This is a genomic window from Azorhizobium sp. AG788 (genome assembly GCF_004364705.1).
In the GTDB taxonomy this organism is placed as follows: Bacteria; Pseudomonadota; Alphaproteobacteria; order Rhizobiales; family Xanthobacteraceae; genus Azorhizobium; species Azorhizobium caulinodans.
The window spans coordinates 263128-283621 of the sequence record NZ_SOBM01000004.1 but is presented as its reverse complement, the minus strand read 5'-3'; the positions used below and the strand labels follow the sequence as shown (position 1 = coordinate 283621).

At 69.5% G+C, this 20494-nt stretch carries 20 protein-coding genes; 5 read left to right on the top strand and 15 right to left on the bottom strand.

What is annotated here, in order from left to right; translation table 11 throughout:
• Positions 1–92: 92 nt before the first annotated feature.
• Positions 93–1529, bottom strand: a complete 1437-nt coding sequence (locus tag DFO45_RS12050) for an FAD-dependent oxidoreductase (RefSeq protein WP_166657112.1) — start codon at positions 1527–1529, stop codon at positions 93–95.
• Positions 1530–1744: 215 nt separating this feature from the next.
• Between DFO45_RS12050 and DFO45_RS12045 the strand changes: the two genes are divergently transcribed.
• From DFO45_RS12045 to DFO45_RS12035, 3 genes are read left to right on the top strand one after another with little or no spacing between them, the layout of a single operon-like run.
• Entirely contained in the window at positions 1745–2266 is a 522-nt protein-coding gene (locus DFO45_RS12045) for a histidine phosphatase family protein (RefSeq protein ID WP_043879108.1), read from the top strand.
• 3 nt (positions 2267–2269) lie between these two features.
• Positions 2270–3730 (top strand): YcjX family protein, encoded by a 1461-nt coding sequence (locus DFO45_RS12040; protein WP_133865057.1) that lies wholly within the window; start codon positions 2270–2272, stop codon positions 3728–3730.
• 18 nt (positions 3731–3748) lie between these two features.
• Complete coding sequence (locus DFO45_RS12035; RefSeq protein WP_133865056.1) at positions 3749–4768, top strand: TIGR01620 family protein; 1020 nt, start codon at positions 3749–3751, stop codon at positions 4766–4768.
• 25 nt (positions 4769–4793) lie between these two features.
• Here DFO45_RS12035 and DFO45_RS12030 read toward each other — a convergent pair whose 3' ends face one another.
• Both DFO45_RS12030 and DFO45_RS12025 read right to left on the bottom strand, forming a co-directional pair.
• A complete protein-coding gene (locus DFO45_RS12030) occupies positions 4794–5438 on the bottom strand; it encodes a hypothetical protein (protein WP_133865055.1) in 645 nt (214 codons plus the stop codon).
• The gene (locus tag DFO45_RS12025; RefSeq protein WP_133865054.1) at positions 5438–5941 is read right to left on the bottom strand and encodes an SAM-dependent methyltransferase; all 504 of its coding nucleotides are present in this window, start codon (positions 5939–5941) and stop codon (positions 5438–5440) included. The genes DFO45_RS12030 and DFO45_RS12025 overlap by 1 nt, the downstream gene beginning before the upstream one ends.
• An 83-nt stretch (positions 5942–6024) precedes the next feature.
• Between DFO45_RS12025 and mazG the strand changes: the two genes are divergently transcribed.
• Positions 6025–6876: a nucleoside triphosphate pyrophosphohydrolase gene (gene mazG, locus DFO45_RS12020; protein WP_133865053.1), complete on the top strand. Its 852-nt coding sequence runs from the start codon at positions 6025–6027 to the stop codon at positions 6874–6876.
• Between the two features lies 1 nt (position 6877).
• A complete protein-coding gene (locus DFO45_RS12015; protein WP_133865052.1) occupies positions 6878–8026 on the top strand; it encodes an alpha-hydroxy acid oxidase in 1149 nt (382 codons plus the stop codon).
• A gap of 43 nt (positions 8027–8069) precedes the next feature.
• Here the strand turns inward: DFO45_RS12015 and DFO45_RS12010 are convergent, their stop codons facing one another.
• The 12 genes from DFO45_RS12010 to DFO45_RS11955 all read right to left on the bottom strand — a co-directional run bounded on the left by DFO45_RS12010 (position 8070) and on the right by DFO45_RS11955 (position 20459).
• Entirely contained in the window at positions 8070–8867 is a 798-nt protein-coding gene (locus DFO45_RS12010; protein ID WP_133865051.1) for a MipA/OmpV family protein, read from the bottom strand.
• The gene (locus tag DFO45_RS12005; RefSeq protein WP_133865050.1) at positions 8860–10242 is read right to left on the bottom strand and encodes a sigma-54 dependent transcriptional regulator; all 1383 of its coding nucleotides are present in this window, start codon (positions 10240–10242) and stop codon (positions 8860–8862) included. Before DFO45_RS12005 ends, DFO45_RS12010 begins: the two co-directional genes overlap by 8 nt.
• A gap of 31 nt (positions 10243–10273) precedes the next feature.
• Positions 10274–12037 carry an ATP-binding protein gene (locus DFO45_RS12000; protein ID WP_133865049.1) on the bottom strand — a complete coding sequence of 588 codons (1764 nt, stop codon included), beginning with the start codon at positions 12035–12037 and terminating at the stop codon, positions 10274–10276.
• 15 nt (positions 12038–12052) lie between these two features.
• The gene (locus DFO45_RS11995; protein WP_012170179.1) at positions 12053–12532 is read right to left on the bottom strand and encodes a DUF2147 domain-containing protein; all 480 of its coding nucleotides are present in this window, start codon (positions 12530–12532) and stop codon (positions 12053–12055) included.
• Positions 12520–12948 (bottom strand): EamA family transporter, encoded by a 429-nt coding sequence (locus tag DFO45_RS11990; RefSeq protein WP_133865048.1) that lies wholly within the window; start codon positions 12946–12948, stop codon positions 12520–12522. The genes DFO45_RS11995 and DFO45_RS11990 overlap by 13 nt, the downstream gene beginning before the upstream one ends.
• Positions 12945–14156, bottom strand: a complete 1212-nt coding sequence (locus tag DFO45_RS11985) for a GNAT family N-acetyltransferase (protein WP_208299782.1) — start codon at positions 14154–14156, stop codon at positions 12945–12947. The genes DFO45_RS11990 and DFO45_RS11985 overlap by 4 nt, the downstream gene beginning before the upstream one ends.
• Entirely contained in the window at positions 14146–15033 is an 888-nt protein-coding gene (locus tag DFO45_RS11980) for an alpha/beta fold hydrolase (RefSeq protein WP_133865047.1), read from the bottom strand. The genes DFO45_RS11985 and DFO45_RS11980 overlap by 11 nt, the downstream gene beginning before the upstream one ends.
• A 7-nt stretch (positions 15034–15040) precedes the next feature.
• Positions 15041–15400 carry an EamA family transporter gene (locus DFO45_RS11975; protein ID WP_133865046.1) on the bottom strand — a complete coding sequence of 120 codons (360 nt, stop codon included), beginning with the start codon at positions 15398–15400 and terminating at the stop codon, positions 15041–15043.
• Positions 15397–16320, bottom strand: a complete 924-nt coding sequence (locus DFO45_RS11970; RefSeq protein ID WP_133865045.1) for a hypothetical protein — start codon at positions 16318–16320, stop codon at positions 15397–15399. Before DFO45_RS11970 ends, DFO45_RS11975 begins: the two co-directional genes overlap by 4 nt.
• A gap of 5 nt (positions 16321–16325) precedes the next feature.
• Positions 16326–17744, bottom strand: coding sequence for an aminotransferase class III-fold pyridoxal phosphate-dependent enzyme (locus DFO45_RS11965; protein ID WP_012170173.1), 1419 nt, complete (start codon positions 17742–17744; stop codon positions 16326–16328).
• Positions 17737–18417 carry an MtnX-like HAD-IB family phosphatase gene (locus DFO45_RS11960; RefSeq protein WP_133865044.1) on the bottom strand — a complete coding sequence of 227 codons (681 nt, stop codon included), beginning with the start codon at positions 18415–18417 and terminating at the stop codon, positions 17737–17739. Before DFO45_RS11960 ends, DFO45_RS11965 begins: the two co-directional genes overlap by 8 nt.
• Positions 18418–18605: 188 nt before the next feature.
• Entirely contained in the window at positions 18606–20459 is a 1854-nt protein-coding gene (locus DFO45_RS11955; protein ID WP_133865043.1) for a heavy metal translocating P-type ATPase, read from the bottom strand.
• Positions 20460–20494: the final 35 nt, after the last annotated feature.

The window sequence follows — 20494 nt, the reverse complement described above, 5'->3', positions numbered from 1 at the left end:
TAGCCGTTCGCCCGGCGACCGTGGTGGTAGAAATGCAACGGTGTCGCAAGGATTTGCGGCGCTTTGTGACGGCGCCTGCCGGCGCGCGCCCCTCACGCCTGCCGTAAGGGCGTTCCTATACCGTCCGCCCCCTCCGGCGCAGACTGGACCTCGCCCGCGTGGTGCTCCCCTGCGAGGGCTGCGCCGGCCGGTCCATGACCGGTATGGACGGGTGCCCCCTGCTCCGCATGGGCCTGTCGGGCATCGACGCGCCTTGGATGGGCGGGGGCGGTGCTGATTCCCGGCTCAAACCGCGCGTGCGTGTGATCGGCCGCACGGGCGAGATCCCTCTCCGCGCGGGAAAGGGCGATGGAGTCGGAGAGACGACGCCAGCCGAACCGCACCGCTGCCGCCGCCCGGCCCGCGAGGCCATAGGCGTAGCGGGGCTGGAGCGGCGCCAGTTCCTCGATCTTTCCGCCCCGCGCGACGATGCCGTCACAGATCACATGGGCGGCGAGCGCCGCATTGGCGAGCGCATTTCCCCCGAGCCCTGCCGCATACCAGAGCCCCTGCCGCCTGAGCCCGATCAGCGGCAGTCCGTGGGGCGCACGGTCGAGGCTGAAGGCATGGGCGTGCTCGGCGATGCGACGCCGCAGTTCCGGATAGACCTGCCGTGCGCGCCGCCGCAGGGCCACCGCTGCCCCCACCTCGCCGCCGGGCATCAGGGCCACGGGCGCTTCAAAATCCAGTTCGCCGATGCCGGGCGCGAAGCGGGCACCCAGCGGCCCCGGTTCGGCAACGAGCCCGGAAAAATCGGGTCGCACCGCCCGCACCGCAAAACCGCCGCGCACATAAGGCGCGACACCGAGCGCACCCGCGAGCCATGGCGCGATCCGCGCCGCCCGGCGTCCGGCGCACAGCACCACGTGGTCCGCCCGCACCCGTCCCGCCGGCGTCTGGAGATATTTGCGCACACCATCAAGATCGGCGGCCAGCACCGGCGTCATCTGATACACCCGCACGCCGGCTTCCATCACCGCCCGCAGCAGTGCGCTGTTGATGTCCCGTGCGTCATAGAAGATGGCGTGCGGCTCGTAGGTGGCGCCCACATAACGCTCGGTGCCGGTGATGGCGGCGATCTCCGATCGCGGCCAGCGGCGCAGCTCCAACAGGCCGAGCATGTCCCGCGCCTCCGCCTCGGCATCGAGCCGGGCCGTCTCATGGGCAGCCCCCACCCGGAGCAGTCCGCGACCCAGACGATCGAGCCCCAGTTCGTCGAACAAGGACAGAGCCCCCGCCATGGCTTCCAGCGACAGATCGAAGGCAGAGCGCGCACTCTCCCGAGACAGAGGCTGCGTTCCCTCGCTCAGCCAGAGCGAGAGGCCGCCGGTGAGAAGGCCGATCTGCGGCGCCGGGGCAATGAGGCTGCGCTCCAGAAGGATGACGTCGAGCCCCTGCCGCGCCAGCGTGAGCGCTGTCATGAGGCCGGCAAGGGTGCCGCCCACGACGCACACATCGGTATCGAGATCCGCCGGCGCGATGGCCGTCATCCCATCTGCCCCCAGAGCCTGATCGAGCCGGCGCGCTGCCGGTCCCGGCGCAATGCCCAGCCCTGCCGCACGGCGCGGCGGAAGGCGGTTTCCCAACGGCAGTAACTGTCGCAAATTCGTGGCACCTGCGCCAGTCTGCCCAAGGTGACGCCACGGGACCGCCATCTCGGCCGTGCTAGGATGCCCTCAACCGCCACAGAGTCGCTCCCGTGCCCATGCGCCGTCTCATCCTGCTCCGCCACGCCAAATCCGACTGGCCGGACGGCATTGCCGATCCCGAGCGCCCGCTGGCGCCGCGCGGCCGCGAGGCGGCCCCCCGCATCGGCGCCTATCTGGCGCAGGAGGCGCTCACCCCGGATCGTGTCCTCGTCTCGCCCGCCCGCCGCACTCGCGAGACCTGGGATCTGGTGGCGCCACACCTGCTCGGCCTTCCCGAAGTGGTGAGCGAGCCGCGCATCTACGAATCCACCGCCGCCCGCCTCTTCGCGGTGATCCGCGAGCAGCCGGCGGAGGCCCATGTGCTGATGCTGGTGGGGCACAATCCGGGCCTTGAGGATCTCGCAGAGACCCTGACCGGCGGCGGCGCCCGGCCGGCCCGTGCGCGGATGCAGGAGAAATTCCCCACCGGCGCACTGGCCGTCATCGACCTGCCCATCGACAACTGGGCCGGCATCGCGCCGGAAACCGGCCGTCTCGACCGCTTCATCACCCCGCGCGGCCTCGCCGTGGAAGACTGACGCGTGCCGGCACGCATCACGCTGCTGGACGAGGCGCGCATCGGCCTTCGCGCGCTCTTCGACCGGGTGGAGGACATCGCCGCGCCGACGCTCCGCCTCGGCGTCACGGGCCTGTCGCGCTCGGGCAAGACGGTGTTCACCACCGCCCTGATCCACGCGCTCATCCGCGGTGGACGGCTGCCCGTGTTCGAGGCCGCCAATTCCGGGCGCATCGCCGGCGCCGTGCTGAAGCCGCAGCCGGACGATGCGGTGCCGCGCTTTCCCTATGAGGACCATCTGGCGCAGATCGTGGAGGCGCGGCTGTGGCCCTCCTCCACCACGCGCATCAGCGAACTGCGGCTCGAGATCCGCTACGCGCCGCCGCGCGGCGGGGAGCGCACGCTGACCCTCGATCTCGTGGACTATCCCGGCGAGTGGCTGCTCGACCTGCCGTTGCTCGACATGAGCTACGTGGACTTCTGCCGCACCAGCCTGACGCTCGCCCGCGAAGGCGTGCGTGCGCCGCTCGCCGCGCCCTTCCTCGGCGCTCTCGCCGCCGCGAGCCCTTCCGGCCCGGAGGACGAGACGCGGGCACGGGCGCTCGCCGCCGCCTTCACGCAATATCTCGCCGCCTGCCGCAGCGAGCGCGTGGCCATGAGCCTGCTGCCGCCCGGCCGCTTTCTCATGCCCGGTGATCTCGAAGGCTCCCCGGCCCTCACCTTCGCCCCGCTCGACCTGCCCTCGGACGGCAAGACCCGCCCCGGCTCGCTCGCCGCCATGATGGAGCGCCGCTTCGAGGCCTATAAGAGTGCCGTGGTGCGACCCTTCTTCCGCGAGCATTTCGCCCGGCTCGACCGCCAGATCGTGCTGGTGGACGCGCTCTCCGCCCTCAATGCCGGACCTGCCGCGCTCGCCGATCTGGAGCGGGCGCTGGACAGCATCCTCACCGCCTTCCGGCTCGGCCGGAACAGCATCGTCAGCACCCTCTTCCGACCGCGCATCGAGCGCGTGCTGTTCGCCGCCACCAAGGCGGACCATCTCCACCACACGAGCCACGACCGGCTGGAGGCCATCCTCCAGAAGCTCGTCGAACGCGCGCTGGCGCGGGCCAAGGCCGAAGGCGCGCTGTTCGATGTGGCGGCGCTTTCTGCGGTGCGGGCGACGCGGGAAGCCACCATGACCCGCAACGGCGAAGTGCTCCCCGCCATCGTCGGCACGCCGGAGGCCGGGCAGGAGGTGGCAGGCCACACCTTCGATGGCGACGAAGAGGTGGGCGTCTTCCCCGGCGACCTGCCGGCGGTGCCCGATGCGCTCTTTGCGCCCGGAGGCGCGGGCTTCCGGGGCCTCTCCAGCACCGACGGCGCGGACACGGATTTCCGCTTCCTGCGCTTCCGCCCGCCCGCGGGCATTGGCGCGGGCGCTCCGCTTCCCCATATCCGGCTGGACCGGGCGTTGCAGTTCCTCCTCGGCGACCGCCTTGCCTGATCGGGTGATGGAGCGCGCATGAGCGAGACGAGAGGGCGCCGGCCCGAAATCTTCCGGCTGGAAGAGGCCGGCTTGACCGTGGCACCGCCGGAGCTGCCGCCGGAACCCGATCTGCCGGAGGCGCTGCCGCCCCCTCGCCCGCGCCGGCGCTTCGGCTTTTCCCTCGGCACCATGTTCTGGACCGGGCTCGGGGGCCTCGTCAGCCTCGGCACGGGGCTCGCGGTCTCGAAACTCATCGAGGATCTGTTCGCCCGCGCCGACTGGCTCGGCAGCGTCGGCCTCGCCTTTGCGGCCGTGTTCGGCGTCGCCGTCATCGGGATCGTCGGCCGCGAGGCCCTGGGCCTCGCCCGCCTCTCGTCGCTGGATGCTCTGCGGGACCGGGCGGCGGATGCGCTCGCCACCGACGACCGGCCCACTGCCGAGGGCGTCGCGAAGGACCTCCTGAAGCTGGCGCAGGATAATCCCGCGCTGGCGCGGGCACGTGGCGATCTCTCTACCCATCTCGGCGCGATCATCGACGGGGCCGATCTGGTGCGTCTGACCGAGCGGACACTGATGGCGCCCCTCGATGCGCAGGCTCGCGCCCTCGTCTCCGATGCCGCCAAGCGCGTCTCGGTGGTCACCGCCGTCTCGCCGCGCGCGGCCGTGGACCTGTTCTTTGTCCTCTATACCGCCTTCACCCTCACCCGCCGGCTGGCGGACCTCTATGGGGGGCGGCCCGGCCTGCTGGGCATGATCCGCCTCGCGCGTCACGTTCTCAGCCATCTCGCCGTCACCGGCGGCATGGCGGCGGGGGACAGTCTGGTGCAACAGATCCTCGGCCATGGCATCGCCGCCCGCCTCTCCGCCCGGCTCGGCGAAGGCGTGGTGAACGGCCTGCTCACCGCCCGCCTCGGCCTGGCCGCCATTGCGGTGACGCGCCCCCTGCCCTTCGCCGCCTTGCCCGCGCCGCGCCTCTCGGACGTTGCCGCGGGCCTCATCCGGAGGGCGGAGGAAGACGCCAAGGTCTCAGGACCCAAAGGGCGCACAGAGACCTGATCGGGTCACCGGCCGTTCGGGCGGGTCAGTCCTTCCCCGGTTTCACATGGGGCAGCAGGCGTTGCGGCAGGGCCTCGGGCTCGTAAGGACCCGGCCTGTTGCGCCAGAGCGTTTCCGCCAGCGGAAAGGCGAGCACCAGCGACAGGCCGACGATCAACAACGCCGACGTGCCCTGCCCGTCTGAAAAGGCCAGCGCCGCCAGCCAGCAGATGGCCGCCGCGCAACAGGCGGACAGCGCCAGCATCCCGCCCCAGCGCCAGCGCGGCAGGCCGGCCTCGTAGCGCACGCGCCCACTGTCGCGCAGCAAGGCGGCATGGAGGGCGTTCAGGAAGGCGATGAAGGCCGGGCCGTGATCCTTCACGGCGGTGAGCCCGGTTCGCGACACGGAGCCGATGCGCAGGCGCGGCAGGCCACGCCCCTCAATGAGCAAGGCGAAATTCGAGGAGCCGAGCTGGCCGAGCTCGTGACGGAGCCTGAGGCGCGTGATGTCGCGCAGCGGCGTGCGGCCGGAGGTTGCCCCGACCGTCCATTCCAGCGTGCCCTCCGCACCGCGCGTATCGAGCACCACGCGCGTGGCGGCGCCGATCATCCGCGGGCGGAAGGCATAGCTGTGACGGCCAGCGCCATCGTCGCCGCCATGGACCAGCGCATCGGCATCGGAGAGCGACATCATTCGGCTCCCGGCGCGTGGGCGAAGCCGCAATAATCAGGCTTGAGATCAAGGAGCGGCGTGCCGTCTACGCAATCGAGGCTGCGCACGGAAACCCGCAGTCCGTCCACCGCCACGACCTCTACGATGGAGGAAGCGATCGGATTGGGCCGCACCGGCGAGCGCACGGAGAAGGTGCCTGTGGTGGTGCCGTCGCGCCGGGGGCTCTGGAGCACCAGATCGCGCCGCGCCCGATCCATCCAGTAGAGCACCTGCGCCCGGCTGCCCGCCGCGACGCCGGTCAGCGCATCGGCCCAGCGGGCATCGAGCTCCAGCGTGCAGACCGGCCCGTCGGGCGACGCGCGCTTGGGACAGGCCGCGCGATCGGCAAATGGGGTGCGGATGCGGCCAATGAAATAGAGGCCGGCATCGAAACCGGGCGGCAGGGCCACCGCCTGCTCACCGGGGCGGATGTCCTCCGGACGGCCGGGCGACAACGGAAGGCTGGACAGGGACGCGGACATGGGGCTCTCCTCCCGCCCATCATATCCGGCGCGCCGCCTCGGGGTGAGTCCCGCCGCCCGCCTTCCCCAAAGGAGCCCCGCTCATGCAGCCGTCCCGCGACATCGCCCGCCTGGTGGAAATCATGGCTGCGCTGCGCACGCCCGAGACCGGCTGCCCATGGGACCTCGAACAGAACTTCTCCACCGTCGCGCCCTACACCATCGAGGAAGCCTATGAGGTGGTGGATGCCATCGAGCGCGGCGACCTTGCGGACCTGAAGGATGAACTGGGTGACCTGCTCCTCCAGGTGGTCTTCCATGCCCGTCTGGCGCAGGAGCAGGGCCTGTTCGAAATGGGCGACGTTGTGGAGGCGATCACCACCAAGCTCATCCGCCGCCATCCGCATGTCTTCGGCACGGCTCGCGACCTCAGCCCGCAGGAGGTCAAGGCGCTGTGGGGCAAGATCAAGGAAGCCGAGAAGGCCGAGCGGGCCGCCAGCCGCGCCGCGCTGGGCCTGCCGCCGGACACCAAGGGCGGCGCCCTCGACGGCGTGCCCGCTGTCCTGCCGGCCATGACCCGCGCCCTGAAGCTTCAGGAGAAGGCCGGCCGCGTCGGCTTCGACTGGAACGACGCCCGTGCGGTGCTGGCCAAGATCCGCGAGGAAGCGGAAGAGGTGTCGGAAGCGCTGGAGGCCGGCGGCACGGAGGCCATCAAGGACGAGGTCGGAGACCTCCTGTTCGCGGTGGTGAACCTCGCCCGCCATGCGGGGGTCGATCCGGAGGCAGCGTTGCGCGGCACGAACGAGAAGTTCATTCGCCGCTTCGGTTTCCTCGAAGGCGCGCTGGCTACGCGGGGCGTCAAGCCGCAGGAGGCGACGCTGGAAGAGATGGAAGCGCTCTGGCAGCAGGCCAAGCAGGCCGAACGGGCCCCCGCGACCACGACTGCCGCCTCCTGACATGGTGACCCTGCTGAATGTCGAGGACGCACGTCGCCTCGCCCGCCGCCGCCTGCCCCGCGGCCTGTTCGAATATCTCGATCGCGGCACGGAGGATGAAGTCTCCATCGCCGGCAACCGGGCCGGGCTCGATGCCATCCGCCTCGCGCCCTTCGCGCTGGAGGACGTGTCGCAGCGCGCGCAGGACACCGAGCTCTTCGGCACGCCGCAACCCTGCCCGCTGGTGATCGCGCCGACCGCCGTCGCCGGCCTGATGAGCTATGACGGCGAGGTGGCCATGGCCCGCGCCGCCAAGGCGCATGGCATTCCCTTCTGCGTCTCCACCCAGTCCATGACGTCGATCGAGACCATCGCGCGGGACAGCGGTGCCCGCCTCTGGTTCCAGCTCTATGTGTGGAAGAACCGGGCGCGCACCTTCGCCTTGCTCGACCGGGCGGCGGGGGCCGGCGCGGATACGCTGGTGCTCACCGTGGACACCGCCGTCTCGCCCAAGCGCGAATACAACCAGCGCAACGGCTTCGGCATTCCGCTCAAGCCCTCGGTGCGGGCGGGCATCGACGTGCTGTGTCATCCGCGCTGGTTCGCGGACGTCTTCCTGCGCACGCTGCGCACGACCGGCATACCCACCTACGCGCACTATCCGGATGAATTCCGGACCGCGCTCGGCCGTACGGTGGTGGGCGACGAGATCAGCCTCGCCACCGACGTCTCATGGAAGGACGTGGCGGCCCTGCGCGCGCACTGGAAGGGGCGGCTGATCCTGAAGGGCATCCTGCGCGCGTCCGACGCCACCCGCGCCATTGCGCACGGCGTGGACGGCATCGTGGTCTCCAACCACGGCGCCCGCAATCTCGATTGCGCGCCGCATCCGGCGCATATCCTGCCGGCCATCGTCGCAGCGGCGGGCGGACGGCTGACTGTACTCGCAGACAGCGGCGTGCGGCGCGGCAGCGACATCGCCAAATATCTGGCGCTGGGGGCCGATGGCGTTCTCGTGGGCCGCGCCCCGCTCTACGGCCTTGCCGCTGCCGGTACACCGGGTGCGTCGCGGGTCATCGAACTGCTGCGGGCCGAACTCGACACCACCATGGCCCTGCTCGGCGTCACCCGGCTCGACCAACTCCCCCGCACGCTCCAGATGGAGGCGTGAGGGACGGGACCTCCCATTGGCATGGCGTTCGGCCCAGTCTCACCTAAGGGAAACTGAACTCCCGCTCAAGGCTGACGCCGAAGGTCATCTGGTTCACGCCATCGAGGCGCTTGGTGACGGGGCTCGCGGCGGCGGCGCCGACGAGGCGGTCGTAGCCGCCGAACAGGGTCGTGGTCCAGGACTGCGCGGGCGAAAAGGCCACGGAACCGGCAAGCCCGGTGGATGTCACGCCGGCGCCCGGCGTGTAGGGTGTCAGGGTGGGATTGATGAAGGTGGTGAGAGGCGTGACGCCGAAGGCGGTCTGCATGGCCGAGCTGTCGGCGAACTGGAGGCGCGGGCCGATGCCGAAGGTCAGCGGCCCCGCGTAGGTCACCCAGTCGAGGCCGAGCGTGCCGGTGATCCCGTCGTCCTCCTTCACGCCCTGGCGGATTTCGCCGCGCAGGCGGATGGCCTTATCGAGCGGCCAGAATTCCGCAAAGACGCCGAATTGCGGCGCCGTGCTGTAGCCCGGCAGTCCGAACAGCGCGTTGTTCGGCCGCGAGCCGCGCAACGAGAAGGTCGGCCCCATGGAAATGCCGCCCAGCTTGAACAGGGTGATCGAGAGATCATCGTCGGGCGCGCCGAAGGTCGCCGGTTCACCCGCGTCGCGGATGTCGAAGCTCGGCATGAAGCCGATGTCGGTGTTACGCGCACCGGGATAACTCGGCCCGTAGGAGGTCTGCATGCCGAGTGTGACGATCCAGCCGCCGGAAGCCGGGTCCTCCGCCAGCGCCGGCGCGCCGGCCGCCGCAAGCAGCAGACCCCCCAGAAGCGCGCGCGAAAGGACGTTGATCTTATTCATGGGGCTCTGCCACCCGAGACACCTTGATCGCCAGCTTCTTGACCCGATGCCAGAGGCTACGCTCCGTAATGCCGAGCCGCTCAGCCGCGCGCGCTTGCACGCCGCCGCTTTCCTTGAGGGCTTCTAGCAGAAACTCGCGCTCGATGCGTTCCAATTCCCCATCAAGGTCCGAGGGCAGCGCGCGCTGCGCCGATGCGCCCGGCGCTTCGGGGCCGAACAGCATGAGATCCTTGGGCTCGATCACCGGCGCGCGGGCGACGATGGCGGCTCGCTCCATGCAGTTCTGGAGTTCGCGGATGTTGCCGGGCCAGCCATAATGCGCCAGCGCCTCCTGCGCGGGCAGGCTGATGCCGTCGATCTTCTTGCCCATCTCCTGTGCCGCACGGCGCAGAAAGTGCGCCGCCAGCAGCGGAATGTCGTCGTGGCGTTCACGCAGCGGCGGCAGGGTGATGGGGAAGACCGCGAGGCGGTAATACAGGTCCATGCGGAAGGCGCCGTCGGCGATCGCCTTCTGGAGGTCCTTGTGGGAGGCGGCGATGATGCGCACGTCCACCTTCAGGGGCTTGCTGCTGCCCACCGGCTCGAAGCTCTGCTCCTGAACCGCCCGCAGCACCTTGGCCTGCACCGAGAGCGGCATATCGGCGATCTCGTCGAGGAACAGCGTGCCGCCGTCGGCCGCGCTGAAGCGGCCCTCGCGATTGCTGGTGGCACCCGTGAAGGCCCCCTTCACATGGCCGAAGAGCTCGCTTTCGATCAGCGTCTCGGGAATGGCGGCGCAGTTCACGGCGATGAACGGCATCTCCCGGCGCGGGCTGTTGTAGTGGATGGCGCGGGCGATCAGTTCCTTGCCCGTTCCGCTCTCTCCGTGCAGCAGCACGCTGGCCCGGCTCTGGGCCACCTCTCCCACCTGCTGGAGCACGTTGCGGAAGGGCGCGCTCTCGCCAATGAGGTTGTCGAAGCAGTAGCGGCCCTCCAGCTCCATCCGGAGGCGGGCATTCTCGTTGACGACCGCCCGGATCTTCAGCGCCCGCTCGATGGTGGCGACCACGTCATCGAGCTCGAAGGGCTTCGCCACATAATCGAAGGCGCCGTCCTTGATGAGGTCAACGGCCCCGCGCACCGTGGCATAGGCGGTCATGATGATGACCGGCAGATCGGGCCGCCCTTCCTTCAGCGCGAGCAGCAGGTCCCGCCCGCTGCGGTCCGGCATCCGCAGGTCCGTGAGCACGAGATCAACGGCATTGGCCTCGCAATGGGCGAGTGCCGCCGCCGCGCTGCTCACGGCCGTCGTCTCGAATCCGCGTTCCGTCAGCGCCGCCGCGAGCACTTCGCCGAGGCGCTTCTCGTCATCGACCACCAGGATCGCGGGAGCCATCTTCATTCTCCGCCTGCCGCACCCGGCCGGCTCATTGGGGGGCCGTAACGAGCGTACGATCCTCCGCCAGCGCCAGACGCAGGCTGAAGATCGCTCCGCCGCCGGGGGCCTTGCGATAGGACACCGCGCCCTCGTGGGCCTGCAGTGTGGATTGGACTTTGGCAAGGCCAAGGCCGGTGCCGTTCGCCTTGGAGGTCACGAAGGGTTCGAACATGCGGCCCTCCACATCGGACGGAACACCAGGGCCATTGTCCTCCACCTCCAGGGTGACTTCATTCGAACAGGCCTTCAGCCGGACAATGACATGCCCGCCCTCCGGGGCGGCGTCGGCCGCGTTGAGGAGCAGGTTGAGCAGGGCCTGATAGAGCCGGTCCACATCCCCGTTGACCGGCAGCGGCCCTTCCGGCGCGATCAGCACGTGGCTGATGCCGCGGCGGGAGAGCTCGGCGCCGGCGAAATCCACAACGGGCTGCACCACTTCGGCGAGCAGGTCGATGCGGTGGCGCTCGAAATGGTCGGGCCGCACGTAATCGAGCAGGTCCGCCACCAGGCGCTCGATGCGGTTCACCTCCTCCAGCACGAAGCCCATCAGCCGGTCTTCGGAGGGGGCAAGCTGGGTCTTGCGCCGCACCAGTTCGGTGGAGGTCTTGATGATGCCCAGCGGGTTGCGGATCTCGTGGGCGATCACCGCCGCCGCCTCCCCCAGCGTCGCGAGTTGCGCGCTGTGGCGCATCTTGGCCTCGAGCGCGTGCAGGGTCTCGAGCTGCGCCGTCATGGTGTTGAAGCCGGCCGCAAGATCGGCGATCTCCCGCCCGCCTTCCTCCCGCAGCCGGATGCGGTAGTCGCCGTCAGCCACAGAGGTGAGGCCCTGCGTGATCTGACGCAGGGGCGCGCTGAGCCGGCGCGACATGCCGATGCCCGCAAGAAGCGACAGGAGGCCCGCGACAGCCGCCAGCGCCAGGAACAGCCACCACGTGCCGAGGCGCTCGAACAGTGCCGTCGCACCATTGAGGCGGCAGATGACGATGCCGACGAGATGATGGTTGCCGTCACGCAAGGCGGCATACGCCACCGCGGGGCCGACGCCCATCACGCCGCCCCGGCTCACGCTGTCCGCCCCTTCCTGCAAGCGGGAGAGCACATCGGGAGGAACATCGGCGGGCCGGCCTTGCCCGCTGGTAATGTCCTGGAGCTTACGCCCCTCATGGCGCACTTCCACCAGATGCAGGTCCAGGGAGCGGATCGTCTGTGGCGCGTTGAAGAACTGCTCGTCCAGCAGATTTCCGATGAAGAGGAAATGATCCGCATCGCCCAGCCGAAGCTTCTGGACGGCGCCGACCAGCATCACCGGCTTGCCCTGGCTGTGGGCGAAGAAGATGGAGGCCACGGGCTCCTGCGGCAGCGGCCGGGCGAGTTGAAGGTCGCCCATGGCGTAGAGCACCCGGCCGGAGCCGTCGTAGAGGCGCACGAAATCATATCCCACCGAGGTGAGCAGGTCGGCGAAGGCCTCCAGCGAGGTGTCGCTGCCGGCCGGTTGCGCGGAGGCCTGAGACAGCGCCTTTGCCACGATGGAGGTCGCGTGCATCGCCTCCTCTTGCGCCTCCTGCGCCTCATTGGCCATGAAGCGCGCGATCTCCCCGATCCACTGCTGCACGTTGGTCTCGAAAACCGCCGACATGGTCTGGGCGGCGATGAAGCTCGCCACCAGAACCGGCGGCACGCTGACCATCAGGAAAGACAACGTCAGCTTGGGCCGCAGGGCGAGCCGCGACCACCAGCGGGTGGGGGAGAACATGCCGGCCACGGCGCCTCAGCGACCAGCCTTGGCAGGCGGCGCGCAACGCTCCTGTCCGGCCGGCGCCCGGTGCCAGGCGACGGTCTGCCCGAGAGCCTCGACGCCCATGTAAGCGGTCACGTCCAGAGCCTCCCTCTCGTGCTGGCGGATCACCAGCTGATAGCGGCGGCCGCTTTCCGGATCATAAATCCAGCCTCCGTCCAGCCGGTCGCCGTTCCGGCGCAGGCCGCCGACGATGGGCAGGCCGCAGAGCGGGCGCGAACGCAGGCTCGCGTCTGGGTTGTTATCATCCTGCGCCGGCTGCCCCTCGTCCAGTGGCGTCTTCAGCCAGACGATGGTGCCGCACAGGCCCTCGGGGCAGGCCTTGAATTCGACGGCCGCCTCGCCGTCATCGGTCAACCACACGCCGGCGGCGTCCGGAGACGCCGCAAGGGAGGCGGTGGCAAGAAACGGCAGGGTGGCAAGGGCGGCGAGAAGCGGGCTCAGTCCACGCATGCGGGCGTTTCTCCATGGTGTTGCGCCTCGAGGCTTTCCCCTTCCTCATGGCCGATCAGGGTCACGCCCGCGCAGATGAGCGCGATGCCGAGCGCGGGCTTCAGGCCAAGCCCCTCGCCGAAGAGGAACCAGCCGCCGAGCGGCACGGTGACGTAGCTGAGCGCCGTGAGCGGGAAGGCACGGGCAAGGTCGCTGCCCTGGAGAATGGCGATCCAGAGCACATAGGTCGCGAGATAACAGGCGATCGCCGCCCAGACGTATGGCGCCTGAACCGCGTCGGCGAGAAAGGCGAGCCCCAGCGGCCGGTCGCCCAGTTCGAGCGCCGCCGCCTTGAAGGCGAGTTGCGTGGCGGTGTCGGCGCCAAGGAACACGCCGACCAGCGCCAGCGGCCCCATGCGCAGGGGAAGGCGCATCATGACACAGCCTGCCGTTCCGCATGCGCCTTGAGGTCCGGGTCCCAGCGCGGGAAGGACAGCCAGCGGGCGCCGAGGCGCACCAAGGCATTCAGCACCGGATTGCGGTGCTTCACCATCAGGGTGAGCGGGCTGAGGTCGCTGCCGTAGCGCAGCTTGGAAGCATAGGCCGTCTGGCCGGTCTGGAGATAGCGTCGGCCAATGCGATGGCAGAAGCGGACGTTCTCCATCCAGCTCACGGCGTAAAGATCATGCTCGCGGGCCAGCGGGTAACGCATGCCCAGGAACTTGTCGATGACCCGGTCGCTCTCGATGAAGAGCATGTTGAAGGCCGCGAGCGTGCCGTCGATCCGATAGCAGGCGAAGGCGACACGGCCGCCCATGTTGCGGGAGATGCGCTCGAAATAGCCTTCGGGCAGTTCCTCGAAGTCGCCGTAGTGCACGTTGCTCTGGGCGCGCGTCGCCTCGTAGAGCGCAGCCACCTCACCTTCCAGCCCCTCGATGGAGCTGCGCCATTCCACCTCCACCCGCCCGGCCTTCTTCAGCTTGCGGCGGATGTCCTTCCGGGTGGCCGCCGAGAGTCGCCCCAGATACTCATCCTCATTGCACGTGCCATCGAGGTCGAGCACGGCGAGAGGCAGGCTCTCGATGGCCGTGTAGCCGGCGGCCCGCAGCACCGGACCGAAGCGCTCCATGTCGCGGGCGGACAGGTCCTTGAACGCGATCATGGAGGCGCCCCGCAAACGCGCCTCGGCCTCCACGCCCGCGACAAGACGGCCCACCGCGGCGTCGGCCGCGTCGGCGGGAAGACGCGGATGCACGCCCAGCGGGCACACCTCAGTGAAGGGCGAGCCCACCGCAAGGAGCCGCCATTCCAGCAGCCGGGGCGCGAGACGGGCCAGCCGGTCGCACCAGCGCCCCAGCGTGCCGCCCTGAAGCGGCGTGTCGAGCCGGTAGCTCAGCTGGAACAGCGGCGCGCCAGCGGCAAAGCCGAGTTCGTCCGTCACCTGCGCGGCGCCGAGGCGGAACGCGCGCGGTGGCGCCATTTCGCAGGCGCGCAGATAGTCCCAGCCTTCCGCGTCGCCGAAACGCGCCAGTCCCCATTCCCGGCGCGGGATGTCCAGCATGGCGGGCAGGATCTGCGCGACGGTCGGGCGCTCGGACGCCGTGGCTCCGGCCCAGCCGCCCGAGAGCATCGCCTCATGCGACATGGCCCATCTCCTGCGGCACGAGGGCGGCGCGGGCGGCCGGGCGGCGCGCCTTAGGGTTCGACTTCGGGTTCGACTTCGGCGCGGTGAGCGCATCGACGAAGCTCAGGACGCGCTCGGTCACCAGATGCCGCTGCCGGTCGAGGGTGACGAGATGATAGCTGTCCTCAAGGATGAGGCTGTCCACCGGCCCGCCGAGATGGCGCTGGAGATAGAGGGCGTTGCGCAGGCTGGCGACGTCGTCGTGCCGGGCGTGCACGAGCAGCGTGCGCTGGCGGATGGCCCCCAGCAGCGGACGCAGCGCGGCGACGAGGCGCCACAGCTCCCGAAGGGCGGCAGAGGGCGTGGCGGTGAGGCCGGCATCGCCGCTGCCCTGTCGCAGGGCTCGCACGATCACCGCCCGCACGCGCTCGTCCTTCACTCCGTAAGGCTCGCGCTCCTCGAACTGGTAGCGCCGGCCGATAGGCGTGTTGATGAGCAGGGGCAGCAGGAAGCTGTACCAGGGGATCGACCATCCGTCATAGCGCAGCGTCGGCGCCAGCATGACGAGGCCGGCGACCCGCTCCGGCTGGCGCGCCGCCAGGAGCGCCGCGAGCACCGCCCCCATGGAGAGGCCTCCGACCACCACGCGCTCGCAGCGCTGCTCAAGCGTGGCGAGGCCCGCGAGCGCGCTGTCGTACCAGTCTTCGAAGCCGGTGGCGGTGAGATCGTCCATGGAGCCGCCATGGCCGGCCAGTTGGCAGCACAGCACCGTGTGGCCGCCGGCAGCGAGGGCCCGGGCGACCTCCCGCATCTCAACCGGCGTGCCGCCGAGACCGTGAATGAGCAGGACGCCCACGGGCCCGCCCTCGATCGTGAAACTGCGGTCGATGATGGCCATCATGTCCTCACAGGCTGCTGGCGACGAGCGCGATGCCCGCCGTGACCAGCACGGCGCCGGCGTATTGGCGGCGGGTGGCGGGTTCCTTCAGGATCACGTGGCTGGCCACCATGATGCCGAGGATGTTGAGGCTGGCGAGCGGGAAGGCGATGCCAAGGGGCGCCAGCATCAGGACGCGGATCCAGACGATGAACTCGACGCCATAGACGGCGATGCCTGCCAGCAGCCAGGGCTGGGTGAAGAGCGCCGGCAGGAAGCGCGCGAGATCGCTGGCCGGCGGGAGGGCATCCGCCCCCCGCTTGAAGGCCAATTGCCCGCAGACGTCGCAGACCACCGACAGGGCCAGCAGGATGACCAGTTCGCTCATTGCAGGATGGCCTCCATGTGCCGGAGGATGCGCAGGTTGGTCTCGCCGTTGATCCGCGTGTCGGCGGCGGTCTGGTCCGGCCGCTGGGCGCGGTCGAGATGAGCGAGTAAGCGCCGCCACGGGCCGAGGTTGTGCGCAGGGGAGAAGTCTCCGCACACATCCATGCCGATCACCGGCCGGTGGCGGGCGAAGATGCTGATGGCTTCCAGCGTCTCGGCGAGCGACAGGCGGCCCTGGTCCCAGTTGGTGAGCGCCTCCGTCTCGGTCAGCACATCCTTGTCGAGGCTGATCCAGACCGGCGCATCGGGCAGGCGCGCGGCGATCTCGCTGATGCGCATGTGCCAGTCGCCGTCCTCGAGCCCGTGCCACGCAAGGCCGTCGCCATTGACGCCGGGCGCGGCGGTGGCGCCGGGCACGGCAAAGCCGCGCCCCGCATAGAAGGTCCGGCTCGAGGCGAAGGGATGCAGCTCCAGCCGGCCCTCGCGCAGATATCGCAGGGCGGCGCCCTTGGTCTGCGGCGCCGCGAGGTCGGAGCTGTCCGGGCCGAGCGTGACCACGCGCAGCACGTTCGGCTGCTCCAGCGCGCGGGCGACCCAGGAGCCGCAATTGAGGCTCGACGGCCAGGCGGTCCAGTCCGGGTGATTGTCGAAATGGACGATGCTGAGCGGGCGCCCGGCGCGCTCCACCAGCAGCAGCGCCAGATGATGGAAATCACCCGAGCCGATGAAATGGATGTCCCCGGCCCGGTGGGGGCCGAGGCGCGTATCGAGATCGGCGAGCGCGCCCCGGTCCGCCTGCAGGCGCAGGCGGGGGGCGAGGTCGCTGGCGGCGGTCCGGATGCCGCCGCTGCGCGCGCACGCGTCCATCATTTCCGGCTGGAGCATGATGGCGCCGTCGAGATCGAGGATGCGCGCGCGCATGGCCGTCACCGGGGCGTGACGCGGGTGAAGAGCTGGTCGAGCAGCGCCAGCGCCATGTCGATCTCCGCATGGGAGATGGTGAGGGCGGGCGCAAGCGTGATGACGTTCTTGTGGTAGCCGCCGATGTCGAGCACGAGGCCGTAGCGCTCGCCGCCATAGACAAGGTCGCCCTTCATCGCCTCGTCGGCCATCAGGTCCACCAGCTTCTTGGACGGCGTGTAGCTATCGTGCGGCTCGCAGATCTCGATGCGGAGCGCAAGGCCGAGGCCGTCCACATCGCCGACGATGGCGTGCTTCTTCTTCAGCTCCTTGATGCCTTCGAGGAAGTGGGCGCCCTTCTCCATCACGCTGGCGCCGAAATCCTCCTCCTGCATCATCCGCATGGCTTCGAGCGCGACGGCCGTACCGAGCGGATTGGCGTTGAAGGTGGAGTGGGTGGAGCCGGCGGGGAAGATCTGCGGATTGATCAGTTCCTCGCGCGCCCACACGCCGGAGAGCGGGTTGAGGCCGTTGGTCAACGCCTTGCCGAACACCAGCACGTCCGGCTGAACGCCAAAATGCTCGATGGACCAGAGCTTGCCCGTGCGGAAGAAGCCCATCTGGATCTCGTCCACCACCAGCAGGATGCCATGCTTGTCCAGCACGCGCTTCAGCTCGGGAAAGAAATTGGCGGGCGGGATCACATAGCCGCCGGTGCCCTGGATGGGCTCCACATAGAAGGCGGCGTATTCGCTCTGGCCCACCTTGGGGTCCCAGACACCGTTGTATTCGCTCTCGAACAGCCGTTCGAACTTGCGGACGCAGTGGAGGCCGTATTCCTCCTTCGACATGCCGCGCGGGCCGCGGAAATGATAGGGAAACTCCACGAACTGCGCCCGCTCACCGAAATGGCCGTAGCGGCGGCGGTAGCGGTAGGACGAGGTGATGGCGGAGGCGCCCAGCGTGCGTCCGTGATAGCCGCCTTCGAAGGCGAACATCAGGCTCTTGCCGCCGCAGGCGTTGCGCACGATCTTGAGCGAGTCCTCAATGGCCTGCGCACCACCGACGTTGAAGTGCACGCGCCCCTTACGGCCGAAGCGCTCCTGCGCGCCGATGGCGATCTCGGCGGCCAGCTCGATCTTCTCGCGGTGTAGATACTGGCTGGCCACCTGCGGCAGGCGCTCTAGCTGGCGGCGCATGGCGTCGTTGAGCCGCTGATTGCCATAGCCGAAATTGACCGCCGAGTACCACATCTGGAGATCGAGGAACGGCCGGTCCTCGTCGTCATACATGAACGAGCCTTCGCAGCGCTCGAAGATCTTCGGAAATTCCGTGTAGTGAACCGTATCGCCATGGGAGCAATAGGCATTCTCAAGGGTGAGAAGGCGCTCGCGCTCCGCCTCGGCGGTGGTGGCGGTGCCGGTCAGCAGGCTGCGATCAAGCATGGATGTCCTCAAGCTCAAGACCGCCGAAGGCGGCCGTGCGGGGGGTGGAGGCGTTCTGGAGGAGGTAGTCCAACGCATCGGCAAAGCTGCTGATGCGCTGATGGGGGATGTCGTGGATGCGGCAGAATTCGGCGAGGCGTCCCTTGGCGAGGACGAAGTCCGCCCGCTCCGCAAGGCAGAAGTCGGACTTGCCGTCGCCGATCAGCACCACGCGTTCCCGGCCCCGCGGCGCCGCCGCGCACTTGCAGGTGCCGTTCTGGCAGCGCGGCGCGGGCGGCGGGAATTGCGCGGCCCAGCGCCCGCTCCCGAGCGGCTGAAGATGATTGGAGCGCGTGGGCAGGGAGATGCCCTTGGCTTCGAGCATGACGTCGATGAAGCGCTTGAAGCCGTCGGAGACGATCTGGAGCTCGGCGCCGCGCCGGCGCGCCTCGGTCACGAAGGCCGGGAAGGCAGGATCGAGCGGCAGAGTGCGCAGCTTGGCGTCCAGAACCTCAGGCTGGACATCCAGCAGATCGACCTGCCGCGAGAGGCAGGTGCGGGTATCGATGAGGCCCGTTTCCCAATCCGCCTCGACTTCCCGCCACGCCGGATCGGCGAAGGTTTCCAGAATGAAGTCGGTGGTGTCGGTGGGGCAGATGGTTCCGTCGAAATCCAGGACGAAATGGAGCTTCATTGCGGGGCCTCGATAAGTGCCCCGTACGTTTGGCAAGCCCCGTGCCAAACCATAACCATTTGAAATCAAACGATATTAAATATGACCACGCACGCACAGCCCCCCGCATCACGGGGGAAGCCCCGAAATTTGGAGGTCGCCCCATTCCGCGGGGCCACACCCGGGTGCCGATCTGCTGCAACGCTGCGTCAGGCCTGCGCCCCCTTTCCCTTCAGGGAGAGTCGAAGGGCCCGCAGCGCGTTCAGGATGACTGCGACATCGATGACCTCCTGGATCAGCGCCCCCTGCACCGGTGACAGATGACCGAGCGCCGCCGCCACCATGCCGATCACCGACAGGCCGATACCCGCAACGACGCTTTCCATCGCGATCCGCCGCGCGCCACGGGCAATTCCGATGCCGGGCACCAGCCGATCCACCCGGTCCACCAACAGCACCACATCGGCCGCCTCGGCGGACGCGGCGGCGCCCCGTGCGCCCATCGCGACGCCCACGTCGGCCGCGGCAAGCGCGGGCGCGTCGTTCACCCCGTCGCCGACCATCATCACCGGACCGCGCTTGCGCTCGGAGAGCACCAGCAGCACCTTCTGGTCCGGCGTCAGCCCCGCGCGGATGCCGTCGAGGCCAAGCCCCTGCGTCACGCTCTCCGCCACCTCCCGACGATCGCCGGTGGCAAGCAGGATGCGCTCCACCCCTTCCCGGCGCAGCCCGTCCAGCATGTCGCGCGTACCAGCCCGTAGCGGATCGGCCATGACGAGATGTCCGGCTAGCCGCCCATCGAGCCCCACCGCCACCAGAACAGATCCGGCAGGGAGTTCGGTCCGGGCCGCCCCCTGGCCCACGCGCGCGGCGACGAAGCCATGCCCGCCGACGAGCACGGTTCGCCCCTCCACCTGCCCCGACAGCCCCTCGCCCGGCGTCTCCACGACGCTGGAGGGCACGCTGAGCGTGAGCCCGCGCTCGCGCGCCGCCGCCACGATGGCCTGCGCCACGGGGTGTTTGGTCGCCTGATCGAGCGCGGCGGCAAGACGCAGAATGTCGTCCGCCGTGGTGCCGTCATGACTGAGGACGGAGACGATCTGCGGCCGCCCCTCGGTGAGCGTGCCGGTCTTGTCGAGGATGAGGGTGCGGGTGCGCGCCATGGCCTCCAGCGGCCCCGCGCCCTTGATGAGAACGCCGAAATGGGCAGCGCGGGAGAGGCCTGCCACAAGGGCAACCGGCACGGCGAGGATCAGCGGACACGGCGTCGCCACGACCAGCACGGCCACGGCCCGGACCGGATCGCCGGTGAACCACCATGCCGCCACCGCCAGAGCCACCGTCACGGCGAGGAAGCCCAGCGACCACTGGTCCGCGAGCCGCGCCATGGGCGCCTTGGAGCGCTGCGCCTCCTCCACCAGCCGCACGATGCCCGCATAGGTGCTGTCGCGTGCCGGCCGCGTGGCGATGAGGTCGAACGCCTCGCCCGCATTGGTCGAGCCGCTCATGGCGGCCTCATCCCGCGCGAGGCGGACCGGCAGGGCCTCGCCGGTCAAGGCGGAGGCATCGAGAAAGGCGGTGTCGGAGGCGATGGTGCCGTCCACCGGCACCACGTCCCCCTGCCGGATCAGCAGGCGGTCCCCCGGCGTGATGGCATCGAGCGGGATGTCCTCCAGCGCCCCTGCACGGTGGCGGGTGGCGCTGCGGGGCACGCGGGCGAGGAGGTCACGCATGTCCCGCCGCGCGCGGCCTTCCGCGAAACTCTCCAGGAAGGTGCCGCCGGAATACATCACCGCGACCACACAGGCGGCCAGCGCTTCGCCGACCAGCAGCGCGGAGGACATGGAGAGCGCCGCGACGATATCGAGCCCGATTTCCCCCCGCCGCAGGCTGCGCAGGATCTCCAGCAGCAGCGCGAGCAGCACCGGGATCGTCCCCACGCTCCACACGATGGCGGCGGCCCGCTCCCATCCGCCGAGGCGCACAGCGAGCCCACCTGCGAGCGCCCCAAGCGCGAGGAGCAGCAGCAGGGTCCTCAGCCGGCTTTCCTGCGCGTGATCCATGCGCCCTCCCCTCATGACCGGCGCCGGAAGCCGGT

Excerpts from the sequence above, each read along its gene's own strand:
- DFO45_RS11995 (WP_012170179.1), bottom strand. The coding sequence starts at position 12,532 with ATGCGTGGACTGAGCCCGCTTCTCGCCGCCCTTGCCACCCTGCCGTTT.
- DFO45_RS12010 (WP_133865051.1), bottom strand. The coding sequence starts at position 8,867 with ATGAATAAGATCAACGTCCTTTCGCGCGCGCTTCTGGGGGGTCTGCTG.
- DFO45_RS12035 (WP_133865056.1), top strand. The coding sequence starts at position 3,749 with ATGAGCGAGACGAGAGGGCGCCGGCCCGAAATCTTCCGGCTGGAAGAG.
- DFO45_RS12005 (WP_133865050.1), bottom strand. The coding sequence starts at position 10,242 with ATGGCTCCCGCGATCCTGGTGGTCGATGACGAGAAGCGCCTCGGCGAA.
- DFO45_RS12025 (WP_133865054.1), bottom strand. The coding sequence starts at position 5,941 with ATGTCCGCGTCCCTGTCCAGCCTTCCGTTGTCGCCCGGCCGTCCGGAG.
- DFO45_RS11970 (WP_133865045.1), bottom strand. The coding sequence starts at position 16,320 with ATGCGCGCGCGCATCCTCGATCTCGACGGCGCCATCATGCTCCAGCCG.
- DFO45_RS11990 (WP_133865048.1), bottom strand. The coding sequence starts at position 12,948 with ATGATGCGCCTTCCCCTGCGCATGGGGCCGCTGGCGCTGGTCGGCGTG.
- DFO45_RS11975 (WP_133865046.1), bottom strand. The coding sequence starts at position 15,400 with ATGAGCGAACTGGTCATCCTGCTGGCCCTGTCGGTGGTCTGCGACGTC.
- DFO45_RS11980 (WP_133865047.1), bottom strand. The coding sequence starts at position 15,033 with ATGGCCATCATCGACCGCAGTTTCACGATCGAGGGCGGGCCCGTGGGC.
- DFO45_RS11965 (WP_012170173.1), bottom strand. The coding sequence starts at position 17,744 with ATGCTTGATCGCAGCCTGCTGACCGGCACCGCCACCACCGCCGAGGCG.
- DFO45_RS12045 (WP_043879108.1), top strand. The coding sequence starts at position 1,745 with ATGCGCCGTCTCATCCTGCTCCGCCACGCCAAATCCGACTGGCCGGAC.
- DFO45_RS12050 (WP_166657112.1), bottom strand. The coding sequence starts at position 1,529 with ATGACGGCCATCGCGCCGGCGGATCTCGATACCGATGTGTGCGTCGTG.
- DFO45_RS11985 (WP_208299782.1), bottom strand. The coding sequence starts at position 14,156 with ATGTCGCATGAGGCGATGCTCTCGGGCGGCTGGGCCGGAGCCACGGCG.
- DFO45_RS12000 (WP_133865049.1), bottom strand. The coding sequence starts at position 12,037 with ATGTTCTCCCCCACCCGCTGGTGGTCGCGGCTCGCCCTGCGGCCCAAG.
- DFO45_RS11955 (WP_133865043.1), bottom strand. The coding sequence starts at position 20,459 with ATGGATCACGCGCAGGAAAGCCGGCTGAGGACCCTGCTGCTGCTCCTC.
- mazG (WP_133865053.1), top strand. The coding sequence starts at position 6,025 with ATGCAGCCGTCCCGCGACATCGCCCGCCTGGTGGAAATCATGGCTGCG.
- DFO45_RS11960 (WP_133865044.1), bottom strand. The coding sequence starts at position 18,417 with ATGAAGCTCCATTTCGTCCTGGATTTCGACGGAACCATCTGCCCCACC.
- DFO45_RS12015 (WP_133865052.1), top strand. The coding sequence starts at position 6,878 with ATGGTGACCCTGCTGAATGTCGAGGACGCACGTCGCCTCGCCCGCCGC.
- DFO45_RS12030 (WP_133865055.1), bottom strand. The coding sequence starts at position 5,438 with ATGTCGCTCTCCGATGCCGATGCGCTGGTCCATGGCGGCGACGATGGC.